Here is a 25,692-nt window from a genome sequence, read left to right as displayed (position 1 = left end):
TTTGATAAATATAGAGGTGATGATATGAAAAAGATGAATATAACCAAAAGAATGGCAGAATGTGGGGCTCTTGCAATTGTAAGAGAAGAAACACTTAATGGTGCATGTGAAATTGCTGAAGGTTGTATAAAAGGTGGAATAACGGTTATGGAAATGAGCTATACTTTGAATAATGCTGGAGAAATAATTCAAGGGCTTAATAAAAAATATGGTGAATCCCTTTGTGTAGGAGCAGGAACCATTTTGGATAGTGAAACAGCTCGCCATGCTATCTTACATGGAGCTCAATTTATTATTGCACCAAATTACAATGAAGATGTAGCAAGGCTTTGCAATAGATATCAAATTCCTTATGCTCCAGGATGTACATCATTGACTGAAGCAGTAGATGCACTGAGCTTAGGAGCTGCCTTTATCAAGGCTTTTCCAATATCAGATTTCTATGGACCTAAACTAGTAAAGGTATTTAAAACACCGATACCTGATATGCCAGTTTTGGCAAGTGGTGGAATTAACCTTGATAACCTGCATGTATGGCTTGGAAACGGTGTTGATGTATGTGGTTTTGGTGGCTTATTAACTAAAGGTAATGTTGGGGATATTGCTGAAAATGCTAAAAAGATTCGTGAAATCATTAAAAATACAAGAGAAGTTTAATATTCAGGCTATATCATAGTAGTTTATAATTACTATGATATAGCCTCTTTAATATTTGTTATATTTTAATCTAAACTATAGATAAAATTAGTAATGCAACTATTAGTTAACAAAATGCAACTATATAAGGATTGTGAATCAATCAATATATAAATATAATTAAGTTGAGATGAGGTGATAATATTGAATTTTGGAGAAAATTTAAAGCGACTAAGAAAAGAAAGAAATTTATCACAAGAACAACTTTCTGAAATGCTAAACGTATCTAGGCAAGCTATATCAAAATGGGAATCCAATAAAACATATCCAGATATAGAGAATTTAATGTTACTAAGAAATATATTTAATATAACTTTAGATGATTTGTTATTTGATTAAAAAATAGCTACGCACACTCGTGACTTTAGTCGTGAGTTAGTAGCTAAAGTAGTCAGCATATAGGGAAACTTATATGTAGAGATAGGAAAGAACCTATCCAATACTACTTGAATTGCTGGAAACCCCTAAAGCTAACTAAACTAAAACATAAGGATGAAATAAACCTAAGTGTGAAAGTTACGAAAGTAGAAAAAATTGGTTAGATGGTATAAGGTTAAACCCTAAGTACTTTAAAATGGGCAATCAGCAGGTAAGCTCCGAATAGGAGAAACTTCAACGACTATTCCTCTTGAGGGAAGTACACTACAAGCTATTGGTAGTGGAAGTGGGTAGACCTTAACGGATAATGCCGAAGGATAAGATATAGTCTGTGCTTGCATGAAAATGTAAGAAGTTCATAAGAGAACTGCATAGGTAGTAGCGAACTTATGTGAACGACAACCTCAAAAATGATAAAAGTTAAGGGCTTACAGTTCTTATATATGTTATTTAAAAAATAAATATGAAAACCTTCAAAATACTTGTTTTAAATGTTAATATTATGATGGGTGATGAATAATCAGAAAAAACAAGTAAAGTGAGGTGATAGTAGTGGAAAAGGCATATAAGTTTAGAATGTATCCAAATAAAAAACAGCAACAGTTAATTAACAAAACTTTTGGATGTTGTAGATTTGTATATAATAAGTATCTTGCTAAAAAAATAGAAGTTTATGAAAATAATAAAGAAACTTTTACTTATAAACAGTGCAGTTCTGATTTGACCAATTTAAAAAGAGAATTAGAGTGGCTTAAAGAACCTGACAAATTTTCACTACAAAACACCTTAAAAGATTTAGAAAACGCATATAAAAAATTCTTTAAAGAAAATGCAGGATTTCCTAAATTTAAATCAAAGAAAACTAATAGATTTTCATATAGAACTAACTTTACAAATGGAAATATTATGTGCTGTGGTCAATATATAAAATTACCTAAACTTGGTATGGTCAAAGTAAGGGATAAACAAGTACCTCAAGGGAGAATACTTAATGCTACTGTATCTAGGGAGCCAAGTGGTAAATATTATGTATCATTATGTTGTACTGATATAGAGATTGAAGCACTTGAAAATACTAATAATAAGATAGGTTTAGATTTAGGAATTAAAGAATTTTGTATCTCAAGTTGTGGACAATTTATAGAAAATCCTAAGTATCTTCAAAAGTCATTAAACAAACTTGCTAAATTACAAAGAGAATTATCGAGAAAAACAATTGGTAGTTTAAATAGAAATAAAGCAAGGTTAAAAGTTGCAAGACTTCAAGAACATATAGCTAATCGTCGAGAGGATTTTTTACAAAAACTATCTACTAAATTAATACGAGAGAATGATATTATTTGCATAGAAGATTTACAAGTAAAGAACATGACTAGAAATCATAAACTATCTCTTTCTATTTCTGATGTATCATGGTCAGAATTTATTCGTCAATTAGAATACAAGGCTAATTGGTATGGTAGACAAATTGTAAAGGTAGGTAAATTCTTTGCAAGTTCACAAATATGCAATAAATGTGGGTACAAAAACGAGGAAATGAAGAATTTAAGTATAAGAGAATGGATGTGTCCTTGTTGTAATGAAACTCACGATAGAGATATAAATGCAAGTATAAATATACTAAAAGAAGGATTAAGACTAATAAGAGTTTAAAATAAATAACTTATGTAAGAACCGTAGGAACTACGGGGATAGCTTGTGGAGAATTGGTAAGACATATTTTAGTATGCAAAATTCTATGAAGCAGGAACCCTGTGACTTTAGTCATGGGAGGTTCAGGAAAATACAGATAAAATTGAAGACATGATTGAGTCAAGCAAATTGCCTACAAATAGTATAAATTATGATGAAAATGAGTCAGAAGATGAACTGTCAGAGAATTTCATTATAGGTGGTTTTATAATAGGAATATCAATTGGATTTATTACAGATAATTTTATATGGGGGCTAGCAGGTAGTTTTATAGGTATGGGAATTAGTTATCTAATCGAATATGTAAATAAAAAAGACAAGATAAACTAAATAAAAAAACTTTCAATAAAAGTGCAACATGGAAATACATTATAAATAAGAATATATAGTTTGGTTATAAGTGAGCAATACATGTATATAGAGTATTATCTAGTAAATATATTGTATAGTATAGAAGTAACAATTATTAGAATTAAAAAAGGAAATTTACCTTAAGCATATTTATTGTATAATATCTTGAAATAAAACTTTATATCAATGAATAATCAAGACCATATAGGATAATTACTTATATGGTTATTTTTAGTGAAGTAATTTCAGTTGTTTTGTATTGTTTCTTTGACTTAGAAAAGGACTGATTTAAAAATCAAGTTATGATATAATTTCATTAAAAGAATGCAAACTTGAGATATGTATGAAAAAATTATGATTGAAGTAGAAATAAATTTGGTTCTATATATTAAATAAATCAAGCTTTGTTTACAACAAATCAAACTTATCATTTAAATGACAATAAACAAACCTTACAAACTAAATTTTTAAAAATAGTCTTAAGTATATTATCAAAGTCAAATAAATAAAACTTTCGTCTTTAAATTTGGAAAAAGATTAATTATAATTACAAAAGATTTAATATTAAGTAAAAAGAAACAGGGAAAGAGAACTTATATATTTCAGAGAGAAATTTAAATATGGATTTAAGTTAAGAAGAAGCTGTAAATAAGATAGGTTAACACACATTGATGATTCACTTTTAGCATTATGTTATAAAAAGCATAATGTATTGAAAAAGGGTGATAAGGATAGGAGGATAACAAAAAATGATACGAGATAATGCTGGGTTAGATAAAGTATTTGAAAAAGAACAAACAATAAATAATGAAGTTATTTCAGAAGAAATGTTAAAATCCATGGGTATTGGAGTTAGTAAGCATTTTTTAGATGATTCATTTACAGTTATCTGGGGAAATGCAGCTTTTTATCAGTTGTTAGGATATACAGAAAAAGAATTTTTGAATGAATTTTCTAATCTAAGAGATTATTATGAAAATGATTATGATGATTTTGAATCTATGAGAGATTATTTTTTCGATGTTTACCATAATGGTAAGAAGAGTGGAGAGCATAAAACTTGCATTCCAATAAATTATGGAAGTAATCTTTGGGTAATAATGAATGGCATATTAATCGAATCACAGGAACATGAAAAAGCAATAATCTATATATTGTATTCAAATATCAATGAATTAAAAATAAAGCAAGATGAACTGTGTGAGAAGGAAAAAGAAAGTAAAGAGAATTTTGAATGGATGATGTCAGAGTATGCTGGAAACGTTTATATTAGCGATATGAATACGTATGAGTTGTTATATTTAAATAAACAATCGTGTAATACCTTACAAGCATCACCAAGTGAGCTGATTGGAAGGAAATGTTATGAGGTAATTCAAGGAAGAACTTCTCCATGTCCATTTTGTACGAATTCATATTTAAAGAAAGATGATATATATGAATGGGAGTTTTACAATAAAAAACTGAAAAGAACATTTATGATTAAAAATCGCATGATAGATTGGAAAGGTCGAAGAGCTCGCATAGAGTTATCTTATGATATGTATAGTGCTGAGTATAAGCTAGCGAAAAAAGACCAGGAAAGAGAATCAATCTTGAAAACTATTCCAGCAGGTATGGTTCGAATAGATGCAAGAGATTTTAGTACAATACTTTGGCATAATAACATATTCTTGAACATGATTGAATATACAAAGGAACAGTTTGAAAAAGAACTTGATAATCAATGTAGATATTTATTTTCCGAGGATTATAAACGCAGTAAGGAATTGGCACTAGATTTAAAAGAGTCTGGAGATAATGTTGTATTTGAAACAAGAATATATACACGCTCAAAGCAAGAACGCGTATGGACTGTCACGCTGTGTTATGTTAGTGGAGAAGATAGTTGGGATGGAATACCATCTTTTTACAGTATAGGGCTTGACATTACTAAAGAAAGAAAGCAGATTGAGAAATTACAGTACATATCAGAGAAAGATGCATTAACAGGAATTTATAATCGTGCTGAAACCGAGAGGCAGATTAAGAAATATTTTGAAGAGAATTTAGATGTTATGGGTGCATTGTTTATGATTGATACAGATAATTTTAAACAGATTAATGATACAGAAGGACATATGATTGGAGACATAGTGCTCACTGAAATAGCAGCAGGTATGAAAAAAATAATGCGAGACAATGATATTGTTGGCAGGATTGGTGGGGATGAGTTTACTATTTTAATGAAGAATATTTCTTCATTAAAAGATGCGGAAAAGAAAGCAGAAGAACTTTTATATATGTTTCGTCATCTATTTCATAAAGAGAAAAGTTCCATAAAAGTGACCTGTAGTATTGGAATAGCTATATATCCAAAAGATGGTGGTACATTTAAGGCGATGTACAAAAGAGCGGATAAGGCTTTATATCAAGCAAAAATTCTGGGGAAAAACAATTATGTCATATATGATCAAGGTTACTTTGAAGATTTGGAAGAATTTAATTACTCTTCTCTTGGAACAGCTATTGATTCAGAAAAGAAATATGCTGAATGTCCTGATAACCTTACACGTTATATATTCCGTATGCTTTATCAGTCTGATGATATAGATAAAACAATTAATATGATACTTGAAGTTGTTGGGAAACAGTTTAATGTGAGTCGTGTTTATATTTTTGAAAATACAGAAGATGGTCAATATACATCGAACACTTATGAATGGTGTAATACTGGAATTTCTTCTCAAATGGCTAATTTACAAAATAGTGATTATCAAGAGTATAATGATTATGAAAAGCTTTTTGGAGAAGATTTAGTTTTCTATTGTCGTGACATTCATACACTACCTCCTAAGTTAGAAGAGCTGTTCTCTAGTCAGGGTATCCATTCTACACTTCAATGTGCATATAGAGATGGTCAAGTTTTCAGTGGATTTGTTGGATTTGATGAGTGTACAGGACTACGTCTATGGACACAGGAAGAAGTCAGCACATTATCTTTGATTTCTCAAATTATATCAATATTTCTACAACGTAAAAAAGAAAAGAAAGTAAGTCAACATATGAACCAATATAAGTCTATTTTAGATAATATTGAACAATGTATTTATGTGATTGATAAGGAAAATAATATTTTGTTGTATTTAAATAAAAAATTTAAAAATACATATTCTGGATTCCAAATTGGACAACCTTGTTATCTTGATTCTATAGATATTCATAGTACATCCATTATGTGGAATCAAAAAGAAGCATACCTATGTATTGATATGGTGTAATGGAAGAATTTAAACCTTAGGAAAAAGAGTAGTTTGTAAATATAAGTATAATATGATATCATATAGGCTCAAAAGAAATTTTATGTTGTAAAAAATTTAAAAATAACAAGTGGAGGACATATAAATATGGAAAGTTTGCCAAATTGCCCGAAATGTAATTCAGAATATACTTATGAAGATGGAACTCTTTTAGTTTGCCCAGAATGCTCTCATGAATGGGCCTTAGAATTGGGAACAGAAGAAAATTCAAATATTATTAAAGACATAAATGGAAATATATTAAATGATGGAGACTCTGTTACAGTAATTAGAGACCTTAAAGTAAAAGGGAGTTCATCATCTATAAAGATTGGAACAAAAGTAAAAAATATACGTTTAGTACATGACCCATCAGATGGGCATGATATAGAATGCAAAATAGATGGATTCGGAGCTATGAAGTTGAAGTCTTCGGTAGTTAAAAAAGCGTAAAATCATGAATAAAGTATTTTATTTATGATTTTATAGTACAGTATAAACCACAAGAGTTTATTACAGAATTAAAGCTTATTTATCTTTATATTCTCTTGTGGTTTTATTAATATGCAGTTGTAATAAGTTTATTTTTCAAGAGATATTCTGAACATTTTGCCTAATCGCTCATAAAGTCCATTATCACTCTTACTGATATATTCACCAATACATTTACCTAATCTATTATATAGGTTGAAAACTCTAGGATGACTTGATTTTACATAAATACTTTTGAATTTTTTACCATAGTAATATGGAATAATGATATCTCTTAACCAACGTCCACCATTACCTCGGTCTTCTGGAGAAATATGAAAATAATTGAATACCAAAATATTATCTGTAGGTTCTGAAATATGTATCGTGTCTGGGAAAAAAAGTGGTATATCAAGTATTCCATGTGACATTAATCCAACTCCAATTATGTTATCATCTTTTTTTATATAGTGAAAGTCCATTATAATATTTGGATTCTGTTTTACTGTTTCAATTAAATGGCAACAATGATATATCTCGTCATAATCATCCCATTCATTTTCTGCTTTATATAAAAGGTTTTTAATAACTGGTACTAGCATGTTACTTGTGAAAGTATCTGAAACAAAAAAATTATACTTTTTCTCTTTATGTAGCAATAGTTCCATAAATATTCTCTCCTCTGCAAATAAGTTAATCGTATTTACTTAAAATAGTAATATAGTTGTTAGGCTTATTTATACTAGAATTGTAAAGTTAAATGAGATACTTAGCTTTGTATAGTTAATTTGCATATTTTTGATTTTATAGGTTGTATCTATGGCTATTATATCATGGATTCTAAAAACATTGAAATTTTCAACTTCTAAAAATATTTATAGTTCATGAGCTATATTATGATTGGGTGAAAACTTATTAGTATAATGTTATAGTTAAAATAAGTTCTAGTATAAAAAGTGTTGTTACAAATATCAAGAAACCAATGTATACTATTGGAATAACAAACACATTAAATTATAATTAAAAATAAGAAATGTTACATAATAGGTTGAAATGTAATTTATTTACAACAGTAGCTTATTAAAAAACATGCTGAGAAGGAGAAGCGATATGATAAATATACATAAAGATATATATAATAATAAATTATTTGATGAGTTAAAAATTGATTGTGAAAAGTGTTTTGGACTTTGTTGTCTAGCTCTTTATTTTTCTGCTTCAGATGGATTTCCTGTTGATAAGGAATCAGGAAATCCATGTATTAATTTGCAATCAGATTTTAAATGTTCTGTACATAGCAATCTTATAAAGCGAGGTTTTAAAGGCTGTACTGCATATGATTGTTTTGGTTCAGGTCAGAAAGTAGCACAAGTAACATATAAAGGTAGAGACTGGATGCAATCATCAGAATTAGCAAGTCAAATGTCTGAAGTATTTTTAATTATGAGACAGTTACATGAAATGCTATGGTATCTTAAAGAAGCATCTATATTAGATATAGCAGATGCAATAAAAGTAAAAATTGACTCAATAATTGAAGAAACTGAAAAGATAACTAATATGAATCCAGAACAGCTAATTGATTTAGATATCACATCACATAGAGTAAAGGTAAATTCATTATTAGCACAAGCTAGTGAGTCTGTAATGGAAAAAGTCAAATCTTTTCTTAAAACTTCTAATCCTAAAAACAAGAAAAAATTAAGTAAAAGTATAGATTTAATAGGAGCAGACCTTAGAAAAACAAATCTAATAGGAGCAGATTTAAAAGGAAGATTCATGATAGCAGCAAATTTAAAAGACGCAGATTTAAGTGGAGCAAATTTAATAGGAGCAGATTTAAGAGATTGCAATATTAGAGGAGCTAATCTTAAAAATAGTATATTTTTAACACAATTGCAAGTTAATACTGCAAAAGGAGATTCTAATACAAAATTACCAGCTTCACTAGTACATCCTAAACATTGGAATGAATAATTAAATTAATACATAATTTTACAAAATATGAACTTTTTTGACTCTGATTCATACTATATATTAGAGATTCTTTAGAGGAATTTCTAAATATATAATATAACAAGGAGAGATATAAAAATGAGTTATCAAAATTATAAATGTGAAAGAGATTATGTATATGATGATTATAAATATAATGAATGTAATAAGTGCTATAATGATTATGAGGAAATGACACATGTTCATGAATACTCACAAAGTGTTAAGTTAGCAGAAGAATGCGACGATAGACATAACCATCGTGCAGCAGGAGTTACTGGTGAAGTTATACCAATAAATGGTGGTACAAATCATGTTCATAAAATAAATGATAATGTGGATTTCCTTGACCATTTCCATAAGATATGTGTTACAACAGGTCCAGCTATTAAGATACCAGGAACTAACAAACATGTTCATTTGGTATGTGGAAATACTACTGTTAATGATGGTCACTGCCATAAATTCCTTTTTACTACTCAGATAGAAGCTCCATTAGTATAGCTAATATGAATTCTTGTAGTAAATTTGTTAGACTTTAGTATATAATTATAAAAATATAATGGATTATATTTAAATTTAATTAGGGCTATGATATTAACTTTCATAGCCCTTTCTAAATTTTATATAAATAATCAGGAACAATTAAAAATCACATAGAACAGAAAGGAAGTTTTTATGAACTCTGAAATAATTTTTGAAATGAGACAAATAAATTCAAACGAATATGAGGAAATGTTGAAAGTCTGGGAATCATCAGTAAGAGCCACTCATGATTTTTTAATAGAGAAAGATATTGAATCTTTAAGACCATTAGTTAAAACTGGGCTTAAAGAAGTAGAAAATATAGTCTGTGTTAAAGAAAAAAATATAATAAAAGCCTTTATGGGAATAGATAAAGACAAAATTGAGATGCTATTTATAAAAGATAAATATAGAGGTCATGGTATTGGTAAAAAGTTAATAACGTATGCTATAGATAAATATAATATAAAATATGTTGATGTAAATGAACAAAATAAAAAAGCAGTGGGATTTTATCTTCATTTAGGATTTAAAGAATTTGATAGGTCTGAAATAGATGGGCAAGGCAATCCATTTCCAATATTACATATGAAATTAACTTAAATAAAACTGCAGTTATAATAATATATTTGGGGAAATATAATTCTTTGTATTAGCTTAAATAAAATTATTAATTTAAAAAAATAGTATATATTTATGAGGTTTACAGGATAAAATACAATAAAAAGATTAAGGGGACATCATGAATAAGAATATCTTAGATACTTTTGTAAAATTAATAAAATATAACTGGACCACATTAATTACATTTGAACTGTTTCATAAGGGATTGGCTTTGATAATTATATTGCCATCAATTAAATTTGTATTAAGTAGCTCTATGAAAAGTGCAAATATAGTTTATTTAAGCACTGATAATATAGGAAAAATATTAACTAATCCTTTATCAATATTATTAGCCATACTTTCAATTGTGATATTAACATTTTATATGTTTTTTGAATTTACTTCAGTAATTATTTGTTTTGATAAATCAAGAATTTCTGAAAAAATTACATTGTATAAACTTATTAAATTGTCTTTAAAAAAATCTATGAAAATATTGTATCCTAAAAATATATTGTTATTTGTATTTGTGCTACTGATAGTTCCACTTACAAACATAGCCTTAACCTCAGGGTTTATTGGAAAAATAAAGCTTCCAGAATACATATTAGAGTATATAAATTCTAATATAGTTTTAAATATAATTTATATGTTTTTAATTTTAATATTATATATATCAGTTATTAGATGGATTTTTAGTATACATGAAATAACTCTAAATACAGATGGTTTTAAAGAGGCAAGAAATATAAGTAATAACCTTACAAAAGGAAAAGCTATAAAGTTGATTTTTTATTCATTAGGAATATCTTTAATAGTCAGTATTATAGGATATATAATATATCATATTATTGTTATATTGATAGGGATATGGACAAAAAATTATACTGATGCAAATTTTTTGAAAGATATATTTATTAATAGGTGTATATTGTTCAATGACTATGCTACATTTATTTCATCAATAGCTATATTTATAATTAGTACAGGTTTTATTTCTACATTTTATTATGAATATAATGATATTAGAATTTATGAAAAAAAATCTGAGAAACAAAAAAACTCAGTAATTCAACTATTAAGAATAACTCTAAAAATATCCATAATTTTATTTATCCTACATATTGAATCTATAGCGTATTCTTTAAATAATGATATTTTATTTAACTCTTCATTTTTTTATAATACAACAGCAACTGCTCATAGAGTTTCTTCATTAATTGCTCCGGAAAATACACTAGCTGCTTTTAAAGAGACTTTTATAACTCAAGCTGAGTATGCCGAAATTGATGTACAAGAAACTAAGGATGGGGAATTGATTTTATTTCATGATTCTAACTTTGAAAGAGTAACTGGTGTAAATAGAAATGTTTGGGAAGTAAATTATGATGAAATTAAGACCTATGATGCAGGTAGTCACTTTAGTTCAGGTTTTGCAGGTGAAAAAATACCAACTCTTGATGAGGCTATGAAGTATTCGAAAGGGAAAATAAAACTTTTAATAGAAATAAAACTTAATGGTCATGAAAAAACTAATGTAGAAAAAAAGGTTTTAGAATTAATTAAATCAAACAGGTTAGAGAACCAATGTGTTGTAGCATCTATGAATAAAGATGTATTAAAAAATGTCAAAAAATTAAATCCAGATATAATAACATGTTATTTAACTGCGGTTGCATATGGAAATTTTTACAACTGGGATTATGTTGATATATATGGAATAGAGTCTACATTTATAACTGAAAACGTTGTGGATAATATACACCAAAAAGGAAAGCAAGTTTTTGTGTGGACTATCAATAATAGTAAGCTAATGAAAAAAATGATTAATTTAAATGTAGATAGTATAATTACTGATAATCCATTTTTATTAGATGATGTAATTTATTGGCAACAGAATGGATTTGTTAATAGAGTAGCTTATTACTTGTTTGGTGATGATTCTGACAAAACTATAGACGAAACTATAATTGAAGAAAGCTAGATTATATAAAATGTATATTGACATTGACGCGACGTAATTCTATATACTCTATTTTGAAGGAGATGATAAAGATGAACATTATAGAAGTTCGCTCAGATAAGATATACAAGAAGATAATGAATGCACCATTAAACAAAAAAGAAGATATCTATAGATATGAACTTATGAAGCCTTTTGAATTTAAGTGGAAGTGCATAAATGTTCCAATGGTTGCTAGACAAGAAGGTGGATATGATGTAATTATGGCAAGTGAAATGATGGGGCTTTTATCACCTAAGGATATTGATGAAAATCAAAAAAATAATATAAATGCATTATCTGATGATAAACTTTGGAGCACTTGCAAAGAAACCATAGAAGAGTCTATAAACTCATTTATAAGAGAAGGATACGATTTGAATATTAAGAACTATAAATATTCAATCTTATTGGCTAATCCAAATAGTCCTTATACAATTTTAAGTGATGGATATTGGGGCGATGGTGGAATACCTGGATATATGTTCATATCATTGGTTCCTAATGAATACACGACTAATAGATTACAAGTAGCACTAGCACATGAATGTAATCATAATATTAGATTCCAGTTTATAGATTGGAGTAATAGTATAACATTAGAAGAAATGATGATAAATGAGGGGCTTGCAGAAAATTTTGCGACATGGATGTTTGGTGAAGATATGGTCGGACCTTGGGTTAGTAAAACAGACATCCAGACGTTAAACACATGTATAAAACCAATAATTAAAGATGCTTTAAAAGAGACTGGATTTCAAAACATAACATCCTATCTTTATGGTGATGATATAGCTAAAATGCAAGGATACTTTCCAGTTGGCTTACCTTACTGCGCAGGATATGCTTGTGGATATCATATGATTAAATATTATCTGGAAAAAACAAATAAATCAATAGTAGAAGCTACTTTATTGCCTTATAGTGAGATAATAGAAGGGATAAAAGAGTTTTGGGAATAAATATTATGGGTTGCATAATTTAAAAAAAATTATGCAATTTTTCTATTTTTAAGAAAAATAATTTGACAATAATTTGTAACAAATATAAAATAATATATATAAAGAAATATTTCAATGTATGAAATTTTGAAGATTTCATATCTAAAGTATCTAACATTGTATGTTAGTTTCTTATTACTTATCTAAATATTATATATTTCATAGTATATATAAAACTACTATAAGAGCATGAAATATATTAAATAATCAACTGAAAAATGAAATATTAATAAAAAAGAATTCAAATTTTGAATATTAAATGAATATAATTAAAATAAATATATAAACTTGAGTAGAATACTCATATTTTAGTGTATTATTAAATTTTAATTGTACTTTATGCACCATAACTTATAAAACTTATGTCATGTTATATTTGAACAAATAATAAAATTGTAGGTATATTTTAATCTACAAAATTTATATGAAATGGAGTTGATGCTATGACAGAATTGATGATTATAAGTGGATTAGTGCTATTGATTTGTATAACCTCGAGTAAGGTCTTATATAAATTTGGAGTACCAATATTATTAATTTTTATCCTATTAGGGATGCTATTTGGGTCTGATGGTATGGTAGGAATTTATTTTGACAACTATGAATTAACAAAACAATTATGTTCTATAGGACTAATATTTATAATGTTCTTTGGAGGATTTGGAACAAACTGGAATATGGCTAAGCCAGTTGCAATACCTTCTATACTGATGTCATCATTGGGTGTAATAATTACAGCAGGAGTAACAGGTATATTTTGTCATATGGTAGTAGGAACTAGTTTACTTGAAGGCTTATTAATTGGAGCAATTGCAGCTTCAACAGATGCTGCATCTGTATTTGCTGTGTTGCGTTCTCGAAAACTAAATTTAAAAGGTTCTCTTGCCTCCTTATTGGAAGTCGAAAGTGGAAGTAATGACCCAATAGCGTATATGTTGACACTAATTCTTTTGACATTGATGAATAATTCTGGAGTAGAACTTATTGTGCCAATGGTAATAAAGCAAATAGTTTTTGGGCTAGCTATAGGATTTATACTAGCAAAATTGTCTGTTTATATTTTGAAAAATTCAAACTTCGAGATAGAAGGATTTTATACTATATTTACAATAGCTATTGCAATACTTTCTTATGCATTTAGTGAGTATCTTGGAGGAAATGGATATTTAAGTGTGTATATTTCAGGTATTATTCTAGGAAACAGTAAGATACCTCATAAAAAAAGTTTGGTTCATTTCTTTGATGGAATCTCATGGATTATGCAAATAATGTTATTCTTTATGTTAGGATTGTTATCTTTCCCTTCCAAACTACCAAATGTATTTGGTATAGCAATGGCAATATCTATATTTATGATAGTTATTGCAAGACCATTAGCAACATTTATAGTTCTAGCAAAATTTAAATTTTCAAATAAAGAAAAATTATTCATATCATGGGTAGGTCTTAGAGGTGCTGCTTCAGTAGTTTTTGCGATTTATGCAGTTACTCAGGGTGTAATCATAGAGAATGACATATTCCATATAATCTTTTTTATAGCGTTACTTTCAGTAGGCATACAAGGAGCATTAATACCAACTGTAGCTAAAAAGCTCGATTTGGTTGATGATAATACATCTGTATTGAAAACATTTAATGATTATGATGGAGAAATTAGCTCTAAACTTATAGAAGTAAATGTTGATGATAGTAGTAAGTGGGCAAATAAGAGTATAATGGATTCTAATATACCAGAGGATATATTAATAGTTATGATAAAACGAAAGGAACAGGTTTTAGTACCTAAAGGTTCAACTGTTATAAAAACAGGAGATACATTGGTATTAAGTGGAGATAGAATTGAAGAATTAATACAATTATAATTTATTTTGTATTGACTTTAACCTAAGGGGAAGGTCTAAACTTAAATTAATCAAATCTAATGCGCAGGTGATGAGATGTTTTCTATAGGAATGTTTTCTAAAATAAATAAAATAACTACAAAGACATTAAGGTATTATGAAGATATAGGCTTATTAAAGCCAGAATATGTAGATGAGTTTACAAAATATAGGTACTATACAACAGAGCAATTACCTAAATTACATCAGATAATAACTTTAAAACAAATGGGCTTATCATTAGCTGAGATAAAAGAAGCTGTGGAAAATCCTGAAGAGGTTGAAAATATTTTAATGAATAAAGAAAAAGAAATGTTGGATGTAATCAAAAGTGAAGAATATAAACTCATTAAACTGCGTAATTATCTTGTGAATTTGAAAGGAGAAGTCAATATGAATGATGTAATTATTAAGTCTTTACCAAAAGTTAAAATTGCCTCTATGAGAAAGGTATTAAAGGGGTATGATGAACTTTTCAATCTATTTCCAAACGTAATGGCTGAAGAAATGAGAAATACAGGGTGTACATGTGCGGTTCCTGATTATTGTTTCAATATATATCATGATGGTGAATATAGAGAGTCTGATATGGATGTTGAGATGTGTCAAGCTATAAATGATTTAAAGAAAGATACAGATATATTAAAGTTTAAAGAACTAGATGAAGTTGAAAATGCAGTTTGTATATTACACAATGGTTCATATTCAACATTAGGAAAGACTTATGCAGATGCATTTAAATGGATAGAGGACAACAAATATGAAGTAATTGGAAATCCTAGAGAGTCTTATATAGATGGCATATGGAATAAAGAGAATGAGGATGATTGGTTAACAGAAGTTCAGATACCAGTGAAACGAGTTTTATAAGAGGTTAAAATTAATCAAGATAAAGCTATTAAATGGGGCTGTCTCAGAATAGAGATAAGCCTCTTTTTCGTTGTTGAAATGATAAAAATATATTTGATTTAATACAAAAAAGAGTGCCTCATTAACTAAACAGTTCATTTTGAGACACCCTCATTTTTTGAGATTATTTTTTGGTTTATTTTGGGGTTTAGATAAATCTAAAGATAAGCATTTTAAGCAGGAAAATAAAAAATACATACAGAAAGTTATAAGTAAAAAAGAGTGTAAGTATTTAGAACAAATAAATGATATTTTATTTGATTTTGGAGAAATAAGGGTATAATTATTATATAATTGATATTCTTATGAAGCTGGCACTAAGAGAAAGAATATATATCTATATATATGCTTTATTTAGAAATAGCATTAGAAATAAACGATTTATTTAGTAATGTATATACTTGTCAAAATGAAAATATAGAAGTTGTTAAATACATTTGTAACATAGAAGGTTTATATGTAGGATAATCAATTGTATTTCGAATATTGATTTTTAAGAATAGTAGGTGATTATATGGAAATATTTGCGATAGGACATTCAAATTATCCCTTTAGTAAACTTATTGATATGATAAAAAAGTACAATATAAACTGTGTAGTTGATATTAGAGAAACTCCATATTCTAAATATAATATTCAATATAATAAAGAGGCATTTAACGAATCTCTTAGAGAATCTGGATTTGTATATATATACATGGGTAAGGAGTTTGGAGCAAAAAGGACTAACAAAGATGTATATACAGAAGAAGGTTATGCAGATTTTGAAAAGGTAATTGAGGAAGAGATTTTTTTAAAAGGGATAGAAAGATTAAAAAAGGGATGTCAGATGGGATATAAAATAGTTTTATTAGGAGCAATGCAAGAGCCTATACGATGTCATAGAAGCATTTTGCTAGGTAAGGTACTGAATAAAGAAGGTTTTGATGTAAAATATATAATGCATGAGGGACATTTAGCAACTCAAGAAGATATAGAAGAATCATTATTGGATAAGTATTTTAGTGATAGAAAACAACTTAGTATTGATAATTTATTAGGGAATGCGTTGACAAGAGAAGAAATGATACAAGAAGGCTATAAATTAGCAAACAAAGAGATAGGATTTAGAACAGAAAAAATAAGTAAATAGAAATCTTAAGTACTAAAAATTATCTTAAATAAGAAAATGTGATAAAATTGTAACAGATAAACATGATGTACTGATTAATAATGTTACTATAATTTAATAATATGATTTAGTTTATGATATTGTTTCAAATAGTACATCATGTTGTAATGTTACAAAATAAAATTTCTAATACTGCCATAATCAACAGTTCTATTAAGTGTAGGATGACTGGATATAAATCTAACTGTAATTTTTGAGTTTAATAAACAAGAGTTAGAAATGAAGAATATTCTATCTCCAATTGCAATAGAAGTAATTGCAATTGGAAGAATATTAACAAAAGCATCATATCTATTTCTAGCAATTTCATAAGGGTAGTTTCCAACAAAAACGAATAGATTTAAATCATATATGTCACCAACAACCCAAGCCCATTGACCATAAACTTTATCAATACTTACTGTTCCTAAACCAAGTGTATCGAAGTAGGTTGCTATAGTTAAATAAATATTGCTCATATTTTCTGAGTATGAAACAGTGTATCTTCTAAAACGTATAGGAGCTGTAGCAGAAACAGGATAAACCATATTTACATTTAAATTATTTGCATTCAAATTAACCAAAGTATCACATCCTAAAAATAGTCTATAAAATACAATATTAAATTGAGTCAGTTTTGTTACATTTATATTGTAAGATTTTATATTTTAGCTTATCTTTTATATAAATTGGAGTAATCAAAACATGGATAAATATGGATAAATGTGTGACATGTATTTATTGTGATTATTACACAATAATGATACAATATTAACGAAATATAGCTATCTTTTATAATAGTTAATTATACTAATTGTCTAATTTAAATATATAAATATTTAAATTCTAGTATCCATAAAAAATAATAAACATAAAATAATTATAAAGATGTACTGTGTTCAAATGATATTAAATAAGAATAATATTATTTGGACACAGTATATTATGATGTCAACAATATAATTTTAACTTTAAAAACCAACTTAAAGTTTGATAAGTTAACTAAAATTTAAATTTACATAAATGGGGAAAAGAGGGAGAAGTATGTTTATAAGGAAAAATGTTATAAAATTAGCAATTCCTATAATGATAGAGCAGACATTTGTCATGCTTCTAGGAGTATTTAATACGATGATGGCAGGTCATATTGGAGAAGAGGCTGTATCTGCAGTTGGAATGGTTGACTCAATAAATAATATATTTATATCTGTATTTGCTGCACTATCTGTTGGTGCAACTGTTGTTGTAGCTCAACAGATAGGTAAAAGGGATAGTGAAAAAGTGAATGAAACTATAAAGCAAGCTCTAGTATCTGGAGTAATACTATCATTTACAATAACAATATTAATGTGGGTTTTTAGAACGGGTGTAATCAATTTATTTTATGGTTCAGCAGAAGAATTGGTAAAATCAAATGCAAAATTATACATAGAATTTACATTATTTACGTATCCATTTATTGCAACACAACAAATAGCAAATGGTATTTTAAGAGGATGTGGAGATGTAAAGAAACCTATGTATGTTACTATGTTTATGAATATAGTAAATGTAACATTAGGATATATACTTATATATGGCATTGATTTAAACCCTCTAGGTATAAATCTACAAACACCATCTTATGGAATAACAGGTGCAGCTATGTCTATTGCTATAGCTAGAATAATTGGATGTATAGTTATTATAAGAGCTTTATTTAAAGGAAATGAATTTATATCTATAGGTAAAATATTTCCATTTAAGATTGATATTGAAACTCAAAAATCTATATTTAATATAGGAATACCAGCAGGCGTTGAACAATTACTTTTTAACGCAGGGAAATTAATTGTTCAAGTGTTTATAGTTACTATGGGTACCTCAGCAATTGCATCCAATGCAATAGGAATGTCAATTGCATCTATCATAAATGTAATAGGAAATGCTTTGGCCTTATCTGCAACGACATTGGTAGGTCAGTATATAGGGCGTGGAGATATTAAAGGGGCTAAAAGTACTCTCTTATACCTAACTAAATTTGCAACAATTTGTTTATTTGTAGTAGGAGCTATATTTATACCAATTGCACCTTGGATTTCAAGTATGTATACTCAAAATACTAGTGTAATTGCTGTATCAACACAACTGATTCGAAGTGATTGTTTAGCTATGGTAATATGGCCTATATCATTTGTATTGTCAGCAGGGTTAAAAGGGGCTGGAGATACAAGATATACAATGATGACAGCTATAATAGGCATGTGGATTTTTAGAATTTTTACAGGTTATGTATTGGGAGTTGTGTTAGAATTTGGAGTACTTGGTATTTGGATAGGTATGTACACAGATTGGCTTGTTAGAGGAACGTTATACTGTTTAAGATTAAGAGGAACAAAATGGCTAAAACATAAAATTGCATAGGATATATAAAATCACTTTTAGATATAAAACTCTATTTAAGAGTGATTTTTAGTGTACATATTTTCATAATTATAAGTATGATACAGAATGATTAAATCATATAAATAAAGTCTATAATAATATGGGATAAATAAATTACATTATAGTTTAGAATTATATAATATGGGATAAATATTAGAAATATATATCTATAGAAAATAATATATATGGGTATATTATTAAATATAAAAAATATTAGATATTTATTTAATAATAAAGGTGGGTATTGTTATGATAAATAAAATAGGAAAGATAAGCCTCTATGTAAACAATCAAGAGGATGCAAAATTGTTTTGGACAGAAAAATTAAACTTTGTAGTAACTTATGAAAAGGAAATGGGCCCAAATGTGAAATGGTTAGAAATAGCACCAAGCAAAAATGAGTTTACGACATTTGTACTGTATGATAAAAATCTAATGATGAAACAAAATAAAGAGATAGATTTATCTCATCCGTCAATAATTTTAAGTACAAGAGATATTAATGGAACTTATGAACAAATGGCTAATAATGAAGTTGAGGTTGGTGAACTAATGGAAATGCCTTATGGAAGGATGTTTTCATTTAAAGACCAAGATGGAAATGATTATTTGGTTAGAGAGGATAAATAATTTTACAAAGTATTAAATTTACTCTATATCTGATATAATTAGAGACAATAATTATTATAAGTTAGTCTAAGACTAGGTTTATATAATTAAAAATCAATTGTAAATTTTGAGTAGAGGTGATAAAATGTTTAAGAAAATGGCAGTGTTAAAAGATATAGCAACTAAAATAGGACGTAAAAAAGCTTATGAGTTATTAGAAATGGTTGAAGGTAATGATGCTTTTGTAGCTGAGGTAAAGATAAAAAAGAATGGAATAGAATCTAAAAAAGAAGAGATTATGTTAAAAGATAATCAAAAAATAATACTAGAGTATATAGAAGGTTAATTTTTCAAATACATATAACTTTATAATAAGAACTTTTTAAGATGAGTCAGTATAAGACTCATCTTTTTTGTTTTTTAATAAGTCTGTTTTATTATTTAATACATATTTTGTCTCTTTGGAGTTGCTGGTATATAAAAATTACTGATATAATAAAAGAATGGATATCAATGTAATATTTTACAGAAAAGAGGGGTATTATGCTTGAAATAAAAAATCTTTCCTTTAATGTTGAGTCTAACAATGAGGAACTAGGAATAATAAATGATGTTAGCCTTTCATTTGAGAGAGGAAAACTTATTGTTATCACAGGGCCAAATGGTGGAGGAAAATCTACAATTGCTAAACTTATCATGGGAATTGAAAAAGCCACTAGTGGTCAGATAATTTTAGATGGAGAAGATATAACAAATCTTAGTATTACAGAAAGAGCAAAGAAGGGGATAGGATATGCATTTCAACAACCACCAAGAATAAAAGGTATGACAGTTGAAAATCTACTTACACTTGCTCATGGAAAACCATTGTCTACAGATGTATGTTGTCAATATCTTACGGATGTTGGATTGTGTTCAAAAGACTATTTAAACCGTGAAGTTGATAACTCTCTCTCTGGAGGAGAAATGAAAAGAATTGAGATAGCAACTCTTTTTGCTAGAGATTTAAAGGTTTCTATATTTGATGAACCTGAAGCAGGGATAGACCTTTGGAGTTTTGGAAAGCTTAATGAAAGTTTTAAGAAAATCCACGAAGAGTCTGACCAGACTATAATCATAATTTCTCACCAAGAAAGAATATTAGAGTTAGCTGATGAAATAATCGTTTTACAAGATGGTTCAGTAAAAAGTCATGGAACAAAAGATGCTATATTACCTGAAATCATGTGCCAAGTTAATTCAAGTTGTGAATTAATGAAAGATATGAATTAATTAGAAAGGAAGGCAAATTAAATGAATAAAACAGATTTAAATCTTTTAGAAAAAGTTGCTGAACTTCGTGGAACTCCATTAGGAGCATACAATATACGTAAAAATGGGCAAGGAATAGAGAGACATTCAACTGAAAATGTAACTATAGTTCCTAAAAAGGATAAACCTGGAATTGATATTATAGTAAAGCCAAATACAAAAGGCGAAAATGTCCATATACCAGTAATAGTAACAGAAGCTGGCGTACAGGATATGGTTTATAATGATTTTGAAATTGGAGAAAATGCAGATGTTGTTATAATTGCTGGATGTGGAATACATAATTGTGGTTGTGATGATAGTGAACATAATGGAATACATAGATTTTTCTTACGTAAAGGAGCTCGCTTAAAATATGTAGAAAAACATTATGGTGAAGGTGATGGAGAAGGAAAGAAAATTTTAAATCCAGTTACTATTGTTAATATGGATGAAGATTCATATTGTGAGATGGAAACAATTCAAATTAAGGGTGTAGATTCGACTAAAAGGGAAATGGATGCAAACCTAGGTAAAGGAGCTAAAATAGTAGTATTTGAAAAATTATTGACTCATGGAAATCAAGTTGCTGAGTCTAATATGAAGGTTGTATTAGAGGGAGAAAATTCCTCTGCTCAAGTAATTTCTCGTACAGTTGGGCAAGATAATTCTAAACAAAAATTCAATCCTTGTGTTATTGGGGATTCTCTTTGTTCTGCACATGTTCAATGTGACTCAATAATCATGGGAAATTCTCAAATTAGTGCCATACCTGAGATTGCTGCAAATCATCCAGATGCTCTCTTAGTACACGAGGCGGCTATTGGAAAAATTGCAGGAGACCAAATACTAAAGATGATGACATTAGGTCTTACTGAAGAAGAAGCTGAACAACAAATACTTAATTGTTTCTTAAAGTAAATTGAAGTTTTTATTTAATTTAACATAATGAATATAGTATAATATAATGAATAAGTCTAAATTATTTCTATTTTTAGACTTATTTTCTTTATGTAAGAAAAACTATTAGAGAAATTATACTGTAATTAGGATGTGGAATAAATGAAAAATTTACTTATAAGAAATGGGACAATAATATCTCCAAAAGATGGTATCAAGTTTGAAAAAAAAGATATCTTGGTTTTGCATGGGAAAATATATGCTATTGGATTGAATCTCAAAGAAAAGATAAGAAAAGAGAAATTACTTACAAATAAAGAATTTGAGATAATAAATGCTGATAATATGTATATTTCTCCTGGATTTATAGATGTTCACACCCATTGTTATAAGAGAAAATTACCTACAGGTATGGACTCTGATTCAATTGGAATTGAAAAAGGTTCAACAGTCATATTTGATGCAGGTACAGCAGGTCCTTTAAATTACTATGATTTTAAGAAAAAGTATATGGATGAGTGTAAAACTGAAGTGTATTCATTTCTAAACGTAACAAATGAGGGACTAAATATATTGAACGAATCAACCTCTTTAGATGTTATAAACTTTGATAATGTTGAGTCTATTGTAGAAAGAAATATGGAAAAGATAAAAGGGATAAAAGTAAAAGCAAGTAGGTTTCAATCTAATGAAAATGGGATAGATATAGTTAAAAAATCAAAGCAAGTTGCTAAAAAATTAAATTTACCATTAGTGGTATATATAGGTGAGCATCCATCATATATAGATGAAGTAATGAATATTTTGGGAAAAGGAGATGTGGTTACACCTGTATATGGAAATAGCACACATGGAATATTTAATGAATTTGGCACACTGAGAGAGTCAGTAATAAATGCAAAGAATCGAGGCGTACTATTTGACGTGTGCCATGGATTAGACCAGTTTGATTTTAAAGTTTTTAAAAAAGCAGTAAATCAAGGATTAGAACCAGATTTAATAAGCACTGATATGCATATAAAAAATATGAAAGACATAAATTATTCTCTTTTAAATGTTATAAATAAAATTATGGAACTTGGAATATCTTTAGAAAAATGTATAGAAAAAGTAACTGAATATCCAACAAAGATTTTCGATTTACATGGAAGTAAAGGTAGAATAAAGGTTGGTGGAGAAGGTGATTTTACTATATTTACAATGGAAAAGGGCAACGATATTATAAAAGACTATAATGATAATGAACTCACTTTAAATAGAAAGTTAAGTTTACAATATACCGTAAAATCATGGATGAAAAGTAGCGAAGTTTATAGACATGGATATGAAGATACTATAATAAACTGAGCAATAGTGATAAAATAATAAATATATGTTTAAATTGGCATATATTGGATAAATATCTTAAGGAAACAATAATTAAAAAATGATAATTTTAGGGGAGGCATTTTAGTATGAAAGCATTTGTTGATAAGGATGTATGTGTAGCTTGTGGAGCGTGTATAGGAACATGTCCAGACGTTTTTAGTATGAGTGATGAAGGACATTCAGTTGCAATTGAAGGAGAAATACCAGCAGATTTACAAGATTTATGTAAAGAAGCAGAAGAAGGATGTCCAGTTTCAGCTATAACAGTTAAATAAAGCTATTCAAATTTATTTTAAAACTAAATATGTAAGATTTAATTGTTATTTAAGCTATAGTATTAGAAAATTCTATTACTATAGCTTTTTAAAATATATAAATATAAAATATAAGATATTACTTTTTATAAATATGGAGGATTTAAATATGAAAAAAAACTATGAAATAGTATTGTTTGATTTGGATGGAACGCTTACAGACCCTAAAGAAGGAATAACAAAGTCTATTCAATATTCTTTGGATAGTTTTGGTATAAAAGAAGATTTAGATAACTTGGAACAATTTATAGGACCACCCTTATATGATACTTTTAAAGAATATTATAAATTTGAGGATGAAAAAGCTAAAAAAGCTGTTGAAAAATATAGAGAATATTTTTCAGATAAAGGAATATTTGAAAATAAAATTTACAAGAATGTAAAAGAAATATTAGAAATGTTATATAAAAAGGGTAAAATATTATTAGTAGCTACTTCTAAACCAACAGTTTTTGCAGAAACTATACTTAAATATTTTGAGATAGATAGATATTTCAAATATATAGCAGGTAGTAATCTTGATGGGACAAGAGTAAATAAAAATGAAGTTATACAATATGTATTAGATTTATGTAATGTGGAAGATAAAGATAAAGTTATCATGGTTGGAGATAGAAAATATGATGTAATTGGTGCAAAAAAAATAGGCATAGATTCTATTGGAGTGTTGTATGGATATGGTTCGTTTGAAGAGATTAGTGAAAGTGAACCTACTTATATTGTCGAAAGTGTAGATTCTATAAAAGATATTTTTCTATAAACATCTTTTATAAACAAAAATAATACAAAATACTGTAGCATATTTAAAAATATGATATTATAATTAAGGAAGTCATTTAAAAAAGAGGAGGATGCACTTAAAATGAAATCTATTTTAATTATGGGTGGAAGCGACTTCATAGGTTCTGCACTTGCTAAGCGTTTAATTAAATGTGGGTATCAAATTGATATACTTACAAATGGTAAAAAGGAAATAGATTATACAGGTTTTAAAGAACATCTAATTTGTGATAGAAAAGTTCGCAAAGATATGGAAAACATTATCAGGGGAAGAAAGTATGATTACATATATGATATGACGGCATATACAAAAGACGATGTAAGTAATCTTATTGATTTTGTAAGCATAGATAGCCTAAAGAAATATATAGTATTGTCAGCAGGAGCAGTATACAAAGATAGTGGGAGAAATGTTAAAGAAGAAAATGAGAAGGGTGAAAATGAAAACTGGGGAAAATATGGTCTAAATAAAAAAGAAGCAGAGGATTTTGTTATAAGTAGCTCTATACCATATATAATTATTAGACCAACTTATATATATGGCGAAAATAATAATTTATATAGAGAATATTATTTCTTCGAAAAAATAGAAAAAAATGAAAAAATACCAGTGCCAAAAGGAAAACAAGTGAGTAATCAATTTATATATATTGGTGATTTGGTAAAGGTATTAGAAAGTATAATGAAAAATCCTCATGTAAGAGAGGCTTATAACGTAACAAATCCACAGTTAATTTCTTGGGATGAACTTATACATACATGTGGAGAAGTTATTGGTAAAGAACCTATTATAAAGTATGTAGATATGGAAAAAGTGGAGTTTAGAGAAAGAACCTATTTCCCATTTAGAAATATAGACTTCAATCTTGATATAAATAAGCTTATTGAACATGGGCTTTATATACCAAATGTATTATTAAAAGAAGGGCTTACAGCGACATATAAATGGTTTTTAGCTAATAAGCCAAAAATGCATGACAGAAAAATGGACAAAGTTGAATCTGTAATGCAAATAGTTTAAGAAAGTAAATAAGTAGGTAGATGCTTTGAATTTAAAAGTTAAGTCTTTTTTA

General features: G+C 27.8%; 26 protein-coding genes. 24 read left to right on the top strand and 2 right to left on the bottom strand.

Annotated elements, in window-relative coordinates:
- Positions 1-24 precede the first annotated feature (24 nt).
- The 6 genes from ACTG48_RS20350 (at position 25) to ACTG48_RS20325 (ending at position 6,848) form a co-directional block, all read left to right on the top strand.
- Positions 25-657 (top strand): beta/alpha barrel domain-containing protein, encoded by a 633-nt coding sequence (locus tag ACTG48_RS20350; protein ID WP_479917818.1) that lies wholly within the window; start codon positions 25-27, stop codon positions 655-657.
- A 183-nt stretch (positions 658-840) separates the two neighbouring features.
- Positions 841-1,035, top strand: coding sequence for a helix-turn-helix domain-containing protein (locus tag ACTG48_RS20345; RefSeq protein ID WP_479917817.1), 195 nt, complete (start codon positions 841-843; stop codon positions 1,033-1,035).
- Positions 1,036-1,617: 582 nt separating this feature from the next.
- The gene (gene tnpB, locus ACTG48_RS20340) at positions 1,618-2,727 is read left to right on the top strand and encodes an IS200/IS605 family element RNA-guided endonuclease TnpB (protein WP_479917816.1); all 1,110 of its coding nucleotides are present in this window, start codon (positions 1,618-1,620) and stop codon (positions 2,725-2,727) included.
- A 150-nt stretch (positions 2,728-2,877) separates the two neighbouring features.
- Positions 2,878-3,096: a hypothetical protein gene (locus tag ACTG48_RS20335; RefSeq protein ID WP_479917815.1), complete on the top strand. Its 219-nt coding sequence runs from the start codon at positions 2,878-2,880 to the stop codon at positions 3,094-3,096.
- Between the two features lie 770 nt (positions 3,097-3,866).
- Positions 3,867-6,377, top strand: coding sequence for a sensor domain-containing diguanylate cyclase (locus ACTG48_RS20330; protein ID WP_479917814.1), 2,511 nt, complete (start codon positions 3,867-3,869; stop codon positions 6,375-6,377).
- Positions 6,378-6,503: 126 nt separating this feature from the next.
- The gene (locus tag ACTG48_RS20325) at positions 6,504-6,848 is read left to right on the top strand and encodes a zinc ribbon domain-containing protein YjdM (protein WP_021386555.1); all 345 of its coding nucleotides are present in this window, start codon (positions 6,504-6,506) and stop codon (positions 6,846-6,848) included.
- A 128-nt stretch (positions 6,849-6,976) separates the two neighbouring features.
- Here ACTG48_RS20325 and ACTG48_RS20320 read toward each other — a convergent pair whose 3' ends face one another.
- Positions 6,977-7,534: a hypothetical protein gene (locus ACTG48_RS20320; protein ID WP_479917813.1), complete on the bottom strand. Its 558-nt coding sequence runs from the start codon at positions 7,532-7,534 to the stop codon at positions 6,977-6,979.
- Between the two features lie 442 nt (positions 7,535-7,976).
- Between ACTG48_RS20320 and ACTG48_RS20315 the strand changes: the two genes are divergently transcribed.
- The 9 genes from ACTG48_RS20315 to ACTG48_RS20275 all read left to right on the top strand — a co-directional run bounded on the left by ACTG48_RS20315 (position 7,977) and on the right by ACTG48_RS20275 (position 16,916).
- Positions 7,977-8,843 (top strand): pentapeptide repeat-containing protein, encoded by an 867-nt coding sequence (locus tag ACTG48_RS20315; protein ID WP_479917812.1) that lies wholly within the window; start codon positions 7,977-7,979, stop codon positions 8,841-8,843.
- Positions 8,844-8,960: 117 nt separating this feature from the next.
- Positions 8,961-9,365: a YmaF family protein gene (locus tag ACTG48_RS20310; RefSeq protein WP_021386546.1), complete on the top strand. Its 405-nt coding sequence runs from the start codon at positions 8,961-8,963 to the stop codon at positions 9,363-9,365.
- A gap of 174 nt (positions 9,366-9,539) precedes the next feature.
- The gene (locus tag ACTG48_RS20305) at positions 9,540-9,989 is read left to right on the top strand and encodes an acetyltransferase (RefSeq protein WP_479917811.1); all 450 of its coding nucleotides are present in this window, start codon (positions 9,540-9,542) and stop codon (positions 9,987-9,989) included.
- Positions 9,990-10,128: 139 nt separating this feature from the next.
- Positions 10,129-11,976, top strand: coding sequence for a glycerophosphoryl diester phosphodiesterase membrane domain-containing protein (locus ACTG48_RS20300; protein ID WP_479917810.1), 1,848 nt, complete (start codon positions 10,129-10,131; stop codon positions 11,974-11,976).
- 71 nt (positions 11,977-12,047) lie between these two features.
- Positions 12,048-12,956: a DUF2268 domain-containing putative Zn-dependent protease gene (locus ACTG48_RS20295; RefSeq protein WP_479917809.1), complete on the top strand. Its 909-nt coding sequence runs from the start codon at positions 12,048-12,050 to the stop codon at positions 12,954-12,956.
- 482 nt (positions 12,957-13,438) lie between these two features.
- Positions 13,439-14,857 carry a potassium/proton antiporter gene (locus ACTG48_RS20290; RefSeq protein ID WP_479917808.1) on the top strand — a complete coding sequence of 473 codons (1,419 nt, stop codon included), beginning with the start codon at positions 13,439-13,441 and terminating at the stop codon, positions 14,855-14,857.
- A gap of 90 nt (positions 14,858-14,947) precedes the next feature.
- A complete protein-coding gene (locus ACTG48_RS20285; protein ID WP_479917807.1) occupies positions 14,948-15,745 on the top strand; it encodes a MerR family transcriptional regulator in 798 nt (265 codons plus the stop codon).
- Positions 15,746-16,129: 384 nt separating this feature from the next.
- A complete protein-coding gene (locus ACTG48_RS20280) occupies positions 16,130-16,252 on the top strand; it encodes a hypothetical protein (protein ID WP_021386543.1) in 123 nt (40 codons plus the stop codon).
- 46 nt (positions 16,253-16,298) lie between these two features.
- Positions 16,299-16,916, top strand: a complete 618-nt coding sequence (locus ACTG48_RS20275; RefSeq protein WP_021386531.1) for a DUF488 domain-containing protein — start codon at positions 16,299-16,301, stop codon at positions 16,914-16,916.
- 149 nt (positions 16,917-17,065) lie between these two features.
- On the opposite strand, the gene ACTG48_RS20270 is transcribed toward ACTG48_RS20275, so the two are convergent.
- Complete coding sequence (locus ACTG48_RS20270; RefSeq protein WP_021386525.1) at positions 17,066-17,518, bottom strand: staygreen family protein; 453 nt, start codon at positions 17,516-17,518, stop codon at positions 17,066-17,068.
- Between the two features lie 460 nt (positions 17,519-17,978).
- Here ACTG48_RS20270 and ACTG48_RS20265 point away from each other — a divergent pair, with 460 nt between their 5' ends.
- The 9 genes from ACTG48_RS20265 to ACTG48_RS20225 all read left to right on the top strand — a co-directional run bounded on the left by ACTG48_RS20265 (position 17,979) and on the right by ACTG48_RS20225 (position 25,640).
- Positions 17,979-19,337 carry an MATE family efflux transporter gene (locus tag ACTG48_RS20265; protein ID WP_021386539.1) on the top strand — a complete coding sequence of 453 codons (1,359 nt, stop codon included), beginning with the start codon at positions 17,979-17,981 and terminating at the stop codon, positions 19,335-19,337.
- A 270-nt stretch (positions 19,338-19,607) separates the two neighbouring features.
- Positions 19,608-19,988 (top strand): VOC family protein, encoded by a 381-nt coding sequence (locus ACTG48_RS20260; RefSeq protein WP_021386535.1) that lies wholly within the window; start codon positions 19,608-19,610, stop codon positions 19,986-19,988.
- A 124-nt stretch (positions 19,989-20,112) separates the two neighbouring features.
- Entirely contained in the window at positions 20,113-20,313 is a 201-nt protein-coding gene (locus ACTG48_RS20255) for a hypothetical protein (RefSeq protein WP_003420681.1), read from the top strand.
- A gap of 197 nt (positions 20,314-20,510) precedes the next feature.
- The gene (locus tag ACTG48_RS20250; RefSeq protein WP_021386545.1) at positions 20,511-21,239 is read left to right on the top strand and encodes an ABC transporter ATP-binding protein; all 729 of its coding nucleotides are present in this window, start codon (positions 20,511-20,513) and stop codon (positions 21,237-21,239) included.
- Between the two features lie 21 nt (positions 21,240-21,260).
- Positions 21,261-22,178 carry a SufB/SufD family protein gene (locus ACTG48_RS20245; RefSeq protein ID WP_021386538.1) on the top strand — a complete coding sequence of 306 codons (918 nt, stop codon included), beginning with the start codon at positions 21,261-21,263 and terminating at the stop codon, positions 22,176-22,178.
- Positions 22,179-22,319: 141 nt separating this feature from the next.
- Positions 22,320-23,504: an amidohydrolase family protein gene (locus tag ACTG48_RS20240; RefSeq protein WP_021386559.1), complete on the top strand. Its 1,185-nt coding sequence runs from the start codon at positions 22,320-22,322 to the stop codon at positions 23,502-23,504.
- 107 nt (positions 23,505-23,611) lie between these two features.
- Complete coding sequence (locus ACTG48_RS20235; RefSeq protein WP_003422320.1) at positions 23,612-23,800, top strand: ferredoxin; 189 nt, start codon at positions 23,612-23,614, stop codon at positions 23,798-23,800.
- Positions 23,801-23,948: 148 nt separating this feature from the next.
- Positions 23,949-24,599 carry an HAD family hydrolase gene (locus ACTG48_RS20230; RefSeq protein WP_479917806.1) on the top strand — a complete coding sequence of 217 codons (651 nt, stop codon included), beginning with the start codon at positions 23,949-23,951 and terminating at the stop codon, positions 24,597-24,599.
- A gap of 102 nt (positions 24,600-24,701) precedes the next feature.
- Positions 24,702-25,640 carry an SDR family oxidoreductase gene (locus ACTG48_RS20225; protein WP_479917805.1) on the top strand — a complete coding sequence of 313 codons (939 nt, stop codon included), beginning with the start codon at positions 24,702-24,704 and terminating at the stop codon, positions 25,638-25,640.
- Positions 25,641-25,692: the final 52 nt, after the last annotated feature.

It is taken from the genome of Clostridioides sp. LIBA-6822 (assembly GCF_056688955.1).
This window is presented reverse-complemented; position numbering and strand designations above follow the sequence as displayed.

Coding starts and splice junctions, on each gene's coding strand:
- ACTG48_RS20350 (WP_479917818.1), top strand. CDS start 25: ATGAAAAAGATGAATATAACCAAAAGAATGGCAGAATGTGGGGCTCTT.
- ACTG48_RS20335 (WP_479917815.1), top strand. CDS start 2,878: ATGATTGAGTCAAGCAAATTGCCTACAAATAGTATAAATTATGATGAA.
- ACTG48_RS20330 (WP_479917814.1), top strand. CDS start 3,867: ATGATACGAGATAATGCTGGGTTAGATAAAGTATTTGAAAAAGAACAA.
- ACTG48_RS20325 (WP_021386555.1), top strand. CDS start 6,504: ATGGAAAGTTTGCCAAATTGCCCGAAATGTAATTCAGAATATACTTAT.
- ACTG48_RS20320 (WP_479917813.1), bottom strand. CDS start 7,534: ATGGAACTATTGCTACATAAAGAGAAAAAGTATAATTTTTTTGTTTCA.
- ACTG48_RS20315 (WP_479917812.1), top strand. CDS start 7,977: ATGATAAATATACATAAAGATATATATAATAATAAATTATTTGATGAG.
- ACTG48_RS20310 (WP_021386546.1), top strand. CDS start 8,961: ATGAGTTATCAAAATTATAAATGTGAAAGAGATTATGTATATGATGAT.
- ACTG48_RS20305 (WP_479917811.1), top strand. CDS start 9,540: ATGAACTCTGAAATAATTTTTGAAATGAGACAAATAAATTCAAACGAA.
- ACTG48_RS20300 (WP_479917810.1), top strand. CDS start 10,129: ATGAATAAGAATATCTTAGATACTTTTGTAAAATTAATAAAATATAAC.
- ACTG48_RS20295 (WP_479917809.1), top strand. CDS start 12,048: ATGAACATTATAGAAGTTCGCTCAGATAAGATATACAAGAAGATAATG.
- ACTG48_RS20290 (WP_479917808.1), top strand. CDS start 13,439: ATGACAGAATTGATGATTATAAGTGGATTAGTGCTATTGATTTGTATA.
- ACTG48_RS20285 (WP_479917807.1), top strand. CDS start 14,948: ATGTTTTCTAAAATAAATAAAATAACTACAAAGACATTAAGGTATTAT.
- ACTG48_RS20280 (WP_021386543.1), top strand. CDS start 16,130: ATGCTTTATTTAGAAATAGCATTAGAAATAAACGATTTATTTAGTAAT.
- ACTG48_RS20275 (WP_021386531.1), top strand. CDS start 16,299: ATGGAAATATTTGCGATAGGACATTCAAATTATCCCTTTAGTAAACTT.
- ACTG48_RS20265 (WP_021386539.1), top strand. CDS start 17,979: ATGTTTATAAGGAAAAATGTTATAAAATTAGCAATTCCTATAATGATA.
- ACTG48_RS20260 (WP_021386535.1), top strand. CDS start 19,608: ATGATAAATAAAATAGGAAAGATAAGCCTCTATGTAAACAATCAAGAG.
- ACTG48_RS20255 (WP_003420681.1), top strand. CDS start 20,113: ATGTTTAAGAAAATGGCAGTGTTAAAAGATATAGCAACTAAAATAGGA.
- ACTG48_RS20250 (WP_021386545.1), top strand. CDS start 20,511: ATGCTTGAAATAAAAAATCTTTCCTTTAATGTTGAGTCTAACAATGAG.
- ACTG48_RS20245 (WP_021386538.1), top strand. CDS start 21,261: ATGAATAAAACAGATTTAAATCTTTTAGAAAAAGTTGCTGAACTTCGT.
- ACTG48_RS20240 (WP_021386559.1), top strand. CDS start 22,320: ATGAAAAATTTACTTATAAGAAATGGGACAATAATATCTCCAAAAGAT.
- ACTG48_RS20235 (WP_003422320.1), top strand. CDS start 23,612: ATGAAAGCATTTGTTGATAAGGATGTATGTGTAGCTTGTGGAGCGTGT.
- ACTG48_RS20230 (WP_479917806.1), top strand. CDS start 23,949: ATGAAAAAAAACTATGAAATAGTATTGTTTGATTTGGATGGAACGCTT.
- ACTG48_RS20225 (WP_479917805.1), top strand. CDS start 24,702: ATGAAATCTATTTTAATTATGGGTGGAAGCGACTTCATAGGTTCTGCA.